The organism is Formivibrio sp. oc-25 (assembly GCF_055810895.1).
In genome coordinates this window covers 1-5,831 of sequence record NZ_JBVVOL010000056.1, presented here as the reverse complement: position 1 = coordinate 5,831, position 5,831 = coordinate 1, and the positions used below count along the sequence as shown (strand labels likewise).

5 protein-coding genes are annotated in these 5,831 nt (G+C 52.9%); 3 read left to right on the top strand and 2 right to left on the bottom strand.

The annotated features are described in order from the left end of the window. Positions 1-204 precede the first annotated feature (204 nt). Genes AC0KVQ_RS16055 through AC0KVQ_RS16045 form a run of 3 tightly spaced genes read left to right on the top strand, consistent with a single transcriptional unit; the run spans position 205 to position 2,240 of the window. Positions 205-993 (top strand): thiazole synthase, encoded by a 789-nt coding sequence (locus AC0KVQ_RS16055; RefSeq protein WP_473422203.1) that lies wholly within the window; start codon positions 205-207, stop codon positions 991-993. A gap of 13 nt (positions 994-1,006) precedes the next feature. Then, positions 1,007-1,282, top strand: a complete 276-nt coding sequence (locus AC0KVQ_RS16050) for a biotin/lipoyl-containing protein (protein WP_473422202.1) — start codon at positions 1,007-1,009, stop codon at positions 1,280-1,282. A 10-nt stretch (positions 1,283-1,292) separates the two neighbouring features. Beyond that, on the top strand, positions 1,293-2,240 hold the full coding sequence (locus tag AC0KVQ_RS16045) for an AEC family transporter (protein ID WP_473422201.1): 948 nt from the start codon (positions 1,293-1,295) through the stop codon (positions 2,238-2,240). A 14-nt stretch (positions 2,241-2,254) separates the two neighbouring features. On the opposite strand, the gene AC0KVQ_RS16040 is transcribed toward AC0KVQ_RS16045, so the two are convergent. Further along, complete coding sequence (locus tag AC0KVQ_RS16040; protein WP_473422200.1) at positions 2,255-5,173, bottom strand: PAS domain S-box protein; 2,919 nt, start codon at positions 5,171-5,173, stop codon at positions 2,255-2,257. Positions 5,174-5,343: 170 nt separating this feature from the next. Further along, positions 5,344-5,831, bottom strand: a 488-nt coding sequence (locus tag AC0KVQ_RS16035) for a rhodanese-like domain-containing protein (RefSeq protein WP_473422199.1), incomplete at its 5' end; no start/stop codon positions are given.

Sequence of the window (5,831 nt, the reverse complement as noted above, 5' to 3'; positions counted from 1 at the left end):
GAAGATGCGCTCAAGAAAGGCATGGAAGCCAAGTCGATCGAGTTCGTGCAGAAGGGGGCCGAGGTGTATCACAAGGCTTGACCCTCGCGTCGGGATGAATCCCGACCTGCAGAGGGATGGTGGGTCGGGTTTCAACCCGACAGCCCCGATGTCGGAATGAATGCCGATCTACGAAATATGAATCACGGAAATACAGGAAAAAACATGGCTGACATGCTCAAGATTGGCGGAAAGAGCTTCCAATCCCGTTTGCTGGTGGGAACCGGCAAGTACAAGGACTTCGCAGAGACGCGGGCGGCGGTGTACACCAGTGGCGCCGAGATTGTCACCGTGGCCATCCGGCGGGTGAATATCGGGCAGGATGCCTCGCAACCCAGCCTGCTGGATTTTTTGCCGCCCAAGGAATTTACCTATCTGCCCAATACCGCAGGCTGCTACAACGCCGAGGATGCAGTGAGAACGCTGCGCCTGGCGCGTGAGCTGCTTGATGGCCACGATCTGGTCAAGCTGGAAGTATTGGGCGATCAATCCAGCCTGTTTCCCAACATGCCCGAAACCCTCGCTGCGGCAAGGACACTGGTGAGTGATGGTTTCAAGGTCATGGTTTACTGTTCCGATGATCCGATCCAGGCAAGGATGCTGGAAGACATCGGCTGCGTGGCCATCATGCCGCTGGCCAGCCTGATCGGTTCGGGCATGGGCATTCTGAATCCGTGGAATCTGCGCCTGATCATTGATCAGGCGAAAGTGCCGGTGATCGTCGATGCCGGCGTGGGTACGGCATCCGATGCGGCGATTGCCATGGAGCTAGGGTGCGATGCGGTGCTGATGAATACCGCCATTGCCGGCGCACAGGATCCGATCAGAATGGCCAGAGCCATGCGTCTGGCGGTCGAGGCGGGCAGAAATGCCTATCTGGCCGGACGCATGCCGCGCAAGTTTTACAGCGCCGATCCCTCCAGCCCACTGGCCGGGATGATCGGATCGAAATGATGGATATACGGCTATGAGTAGCGTAACGGAAGTCAGAATCCCGTCCATTCTGTTTGATTCGGGCTGCACCAACTGCGGCAGTTGTGGCGGCCCGAAAATCAGCGTGAGCGAAATCCTGGCCCGACCGGGGATGGCTGTTCAGAAAGATCAGCCCCTGTTGACACTGGAGACCAACAAAGCCGTTTTTGATGTCCGTTCACCCTGCGACGGCCGGGTGGTCGACTTGCTGGTTTCCGAAGAAGATCTGGTGGAAGAAGATCAGGTATTTCTATCCTTGCAGGTGAATTGAACGAGTATTCATGCCTGGCATATTTGCGATTGTTGCACCGATTTATCTGGTCATGACGATTGGCTATGCGACAACCCGTCTGGGCTTGTTCGATAAGCTGGCCATGCGCACGTTCGGCAAATTCGTGGTCAATATCGCCTTGCCTGGGCTGATATTCAAGGCATTGTCGGAGCGGGATTTTTCTGAAATTCTCAATGTCAGCTTTATCCTGGCCTATATCGTCGGCAGCCTGCCTGTGGTCGTGTTCGGATTTTTATGGGGGCGCCGGATGGCGGGCCAATCGTCGCTGGCCAGCACCTTTTATGCGGTGGGCATGGCAACGACGAATAGCGGCTATATCGGCTATCCGATCCTGTTGCTGATTTTGCCGTCCGTGGCCGCTGTCGCTTTCGCACTGGTCCTGATGGTGGAAAATCTTCTGACCATCCCCCTGCTGCTGATGCTGGCCGAGCATGATGGCGGGGGTGATGTGCGTGCATCGCTGCAAAAGCTGGTTGCCAGAACCGTAAAAAATCCCCTGATGCTGGCAATCATTGCCGGCATGGCGGCATCGCTGCTGGATATGCAGCTACCTCTGGTGATAACGAAAACAATTGATATCCTGGCCGCGTCCAGCGGTGCGCTTTCGCTTTTCCTGATCGGCGGCACCTTGGTAGGCTTGCCGGTCAAAGGCATGACCAAGGTTATTCCCATCGCCGTGGGGAAATTGCTTATCCATCCGGCATGCGTGCTGCTGGCGATTTTTGTGACGCAATTGCTGGGATGCACGCCGCTGGATTCGGTGACCCGGCTGGCACTGCTTTTGATGGCTGCCACGCCCATGACCAGCATCTATGCATCGCTGGCACAACGCTACCAGCTCGAGGATTTCTGCTCGATCGCGCAGTTGCTGACGACCGTGGCATCCTTTTTTACCTTGAGCGGCTTGTTGTGGCTGTTTGGCTTTATTGGCGCTTGATGCGGGCTGGCCGATCAGGGTTCAAAAAAACAGAAGTGGTTCTTGCCCGTCATTTTGGCTTTGTACATGGCTTGATCAGCTTGGCGCAAAAGTTGATCCGGTTCGATTTCCTGTGCTTGCGGGTAAAAAGTTACCCCGATACTGCTTGATACCTGAGCAGAATGATTGCCGAGTTCGACTGGCTGAGCTGCTACTTCCAGCAGTCGGTTGAGTATGAGTGTTGAACTATCGCGATCAGCCAGATCTACCAAAATCGCGGCAAATTCATCACCACCAAGACGGGCAATCGTATCGCCTTCACGCAACGCGTTTTTCATACGTGATGCCAGCGTAATGAGTAGCTGATCACCAGCAGCATGGCCTAAAGTGTCATTGACTTGTTTAAACCCATCCAGATCGAGGTAAACCACGGCCAGACGCTGCTGGCGTCGTAGTGTCTGGGCCATGGCCTGGTGGAGGCGGTCGGCAAACAGACTGCGATTGGGGAGATGCGTCAGTGCATCGTAATGCGCCATATATTCCAGTTGGTGCTCGTGCGCTTTGCTGATTGATATGTCCGAGAACAGCGATACATAGTGAATGATCTTGCCTTGTGCATCACGGACAGCACTGATTGTTTGCAGTGCCGGATAAATTTCACCAGTTTTGCGTCGATTCCATATCTCACCGCTCCAGTAATTTTTTTCTGCTAACTCTTGCCAGATCTTGGCGTAGAAGGCCTGATCGTGGCGTCCGGATTTCATGTGCCTGGACTTTTTTCCCAATATGTCTTCTTTTTCATACCCCGTGATATGGGTAAACATTTCATTGACATCAATGATTGTCGTATCCGAGTTTGTAATCATGATGCCTTCACGCGCATGGGTGAAGACCGTTGCGGCCAGTCGTAATTTTTCTTCTGTAAGGTGGCGTTCGGTTATATCGTGGATAATGGCAAACAAAAGTTGTTGATGGCCACTTTCGATTGGCGTGATGAAAACCTCAACAGTACGAATATCGCCGGATGCCAAACGGTGAGGGAGTACATACTGATCTGCAGTATTGCGCAGGCCTGACTCAATTTTTTTGACGATAGCTTCTTGTGTCAGCATATTGATCTGGCTGATTGGCATGCCAACCATTTGATCGTGGTGATACCCATAAAAGCGAGTGGCTGCAGCGTTCGCATCGATAATCTGCGTGGTAGAGGGATCGATCAACAGCATCACCGATTGATTTTTTTCAAAGAGTGTGCGGAACTGCTCTTCACTTTGCCTCAGCGCCACTTCATCTTGCTTGCGAGCGGAGATATCCCGATGCAGACACAAGAGGTAGCATTTCCCACCAAAAGTCACGCCATTGACGCTGACTTCAACATCGTAAGTTGTACCATCTTTGCGCTGGTGCCTGGTTTCGAATACGCGGTGCTGGGTAGCAAGCTCAGTAATAAAGCTTTCTAGCTCTGGTCGTGTCCACTGGATATCCCAGTCCCATACATGGAGCTGGGCTACGTCCTCTGCAGGGTAACCCAACATGGCAGCAAAGGCCGGATTGAACTCCGCAATGCTTCCGTCCATGCGCAATATGCAGATTCCATCACGCGAACTGTCCAGCAGCATGCGCCGCTTGGAAATTTCAGCTTCCAGTGTGCGTTGGTGACCTAGTCTTTCTGAAATGTCGTGGCACAAGGCGAATTGCGCAGGTAAGTCATCCCAGCGGCCATTAACGAGACGTATTTCGCTAGGGATCGCGGTGCCATTGCGGGTGTGCAGCGGTATGGCTGCATTATTCTGGAGTAGTTCGTCGTCATTGCACCTGCCTTCATCCGCCGAATACATCTTGGACATTGTGTGCCCAATGAGCTCTCTGGCAGAGTAGCCCAGCCGTTCCGTTACGCTGCGATTGATATGACGGATCTTTCCACCTTTATCCAGTACAAAGAGAAAGTCGTCGATGGAGTCAAACAATGTGCGGAAGTTGGTCTCGCTGCGGGATATTCTTAAGACCAGCCAGCTAATAAACAAAAATAGAACTGCTGCAATTCCTACCGATATGCTGGTTTGCATTCGCCAGCTAGCAAGGATATCCGCTTCAGATGCAGACATCACAATGTAAAACGGGTAATCGTTCAATACACGAAAGGATGCAAGACGTGCAATCCCGTCGGTTGGTGAGTTCAAGCGTTCATGGCCAGATTTTTCGCCTGCAGCTATGCGATCGCGAATTGCGTAATTGACTGGCTGATTGACTTGTTCTGGCATGGCAGGGGAACGCAAAACCAGACGTGTATCGTCACTACGGCGGATGGCGATGACGCCATTGGGGCCTAAGTCGAGTGATTCCAACTGTCGACTGAAATGCTCAAGTTCGATTGGAATACTGAAGACTCCCAAAAAGCGGCCTGATTTATCCCGAACGGCACGGGCTGCTACAACAATGGGTTTGCCGTCCGAGATAGCCGGAAGAACCTCGGAAAAAACCAGTCCTGCCTCCGGGTTATCGCGTAACTGCTGAAAATAACGCTGCTCAGCAATCGAGAAGGAAGCAAGCTTGGTGGATGTGTACAACAACATCCCGTTGCGATCGAAATATCGGATACCGCGCACTTCATGAAACTTTTTGGCGTGGCTTGTAAGATGTGGGCTGATTTGCGGGGATACGACGTTTGCGACGTTAGCTGCCTGGCCAGATATCAAGAGTTCGTTAACCAGGGTTGAAAGATCTGAATCAATTCGGCTCAGCGTTGCATCTAGCCGAGACTCAAGAATCCATGCCAGATTGGCGCCCACGGTCTGGGCGTATTGCAGCTGGGTTTCGCGTGCTTTCCAAAATAATCCACCCAAGGCAAGACTTGCCAGTAGAAGAAATATTGCCAGTCCAGTACGCAAGTCAAGCAGGCCTGCTTTCAGTTTGTTACAAGGCATAGCGCCGTCGGGGGCAGCAGGCTGGGGCATGTCAGTGTGTTATGAGTGAGCGGTGTTGGTCGCATATTCTACAAAGGGAATATAGATATAACCATATTCATAAGCCTTCGAAGTAAGGAAAGTGGTGTTTTGTTCTCTTTCATCAAGAAAAACAGGGCACCGTTTGTGTGCCCTGTTTGCCTTGCATCGTTCAGGATTGATTACGGTGTGGGCACCTTGGCTGGCGAGCGTGGATCAATATTGGCTTTCAGGCCGCCACTGAAGCTGGTGGCATCAAAGCCGTTTTGCGCGAGCACGCGCGCCGAGAAGTAGCTCATCTTGCCGAAGGCACACACGGTGACTACCGGACGGTTGCGGTCAAGTTTCCATAGGTTGGCACGCAGCATCGGGAACGGGATGTTGAGCAGCTTGCCCGGTGCCAGATAGGCTTCGGCCAGCGGCTTCGGGCGCACGTCGATAATCTGCACGTTCGGATCATCAGGCAGGGTGGTGGTATGTTTCACCAGGCCATCAAGGCGGTTGCAAGCCGCGAAACCAGCCAGATTGATCGCATCCTTGGCTGAGCCAAAAGGCGGTGCGTAAGCCAGTTCCAGGTGGCATAGGTCTTCCACCGTCATGCCGCCGACGATGGCTGTGGCCAGTACATCCAGACGTTTGTCGACACCTTCAAAGCCGCAGGCCTGTGCGC